Consider the following 1,175-nt stretch of genomic DNA (forward strand, 5'->3'; position numbering starts at 1 on the left):
CCGGGGAGCGAACGGCGGTGGGCGGGGGCGTCGGGCATCGGGCGACTCCGTTCGGGCGGCAGACGGCGAGGCGGCTGATCCCTGCCCGGTGGCACGGATCGTTACGCCTGCGCGACCGTCAGTCGCCCTCCCGGTGCTCCAGGCGCTGCCGCAGCAGTTCGTCGTACTCGGCGTGCACCCGGCGGTCCATGGCCAGGGCGAACTGGGCGTCGGTGACCGTACGGGCGAGCGGGCGGATCCGCAGGATCTGCTCCGTCAGCCGGGCGGCCTCGCCGGGCGGCAGCGGGGTCTCGGCGGACAGCGCGCCGAGCACGTGCTCGCGCACCAGGGCGGTGAAGATCTCGGCTATCGCCGCCACGTGCTCCTGGGTCCGCCGGCTCGCCGCCAGCACCACCGACAGTGGTACACCCTCCGCCACCAGCGCCGTGGTGGCGTCCATCAGCCGGCGGCTGACGTGGGTGATCCCGTCCTCCTCGACCGTGATGAAGCCCTGGTCGATGGACTCGGCGGTGTTCTCCTCGGTGAGCTGGTCGCCGAAGGCCGTCTTCAGCTCGTCCCAGTCGAGATGGACCGCGGTCTCGTCGGACCAGGGCGCGACGAGCGCCGCCTCCAGGCCGATGAGGTCGGCGACGTCCCGCCCGCTCTCGCCGGCACGGATCAGTTCGGTGATGCCGCCGAGGGTGTGGCCGCGTTCCAGCAACTCGGCGATCATCCGCAGCCGGGACAGGTGGGACTCCCCGTACCAGGCGATCCGTCCCTCCCTGCGGGGCGGCTGGAGCAGCTTCCGCTCGCGGTAGAAGCGCAGGGTGCGGGTGGTGATCCCGGCCGCTTCGGCCAGCTCCTCCACCCGGAACTCGCGTTGTCCGACCTCGGGGGCGGCTTCGACCTTGTCCACGGCGCTCAGCATAGGGCGGGCGCTGCTCCGATCGGAGCGGTCGGGCTTCTTCCATCAAGTGTCAACAAGGGCTACCCTGCCAACCGTGCCAGTGATTGCTGGCACGGTTGGCGTGATCCGCGCCGCGCCGAGCAGCGGCGACGTGCGCCCCACGGTCCCCCACCCTCAGGAGGACGCCGCATGGCATCCAGCACCAAGCGCCCCCGCCCCCGAGCCGCCGAGGCGTCCGCCCAGGACCGGTCGCGCACCGCGCCCGGGGCCGTGGAGCCGGGAGCCGTCG

The 1,175-nt window shown here is 72.9% G+C and carries 1 protein-coding gene; it reads right to left on the reverse strand.

Going from position 1 to position 1,175, the window contains the following annotated elements; all coding sequences use genetic code 11:
- Window positions 1–118 precede the first annotated feature (118 nt).
- A complete protein-coding gene (locus BI06_RS03585) occupies window positions 119–895 on the reverse strand; it encodes a MerR family transcriptional regulator (protein WP_037779046.1) in 777 nt (258 codons plus the stop codon).
- Window positions 896–1,175 lie beyond the last annotated feature (280 nt).

The sequence above is a fragment of the Kitasatospora sp. MBT66 genome, assembly GCF_000710405.2.
GTDB classification, from domain to species: domain Bacteria; phylum Actinomycetota; class Actinomycetes; order Streptomycetales; family Streptomycetaceae; genus Kitasatospora; species Kitasatospora purpeofusca.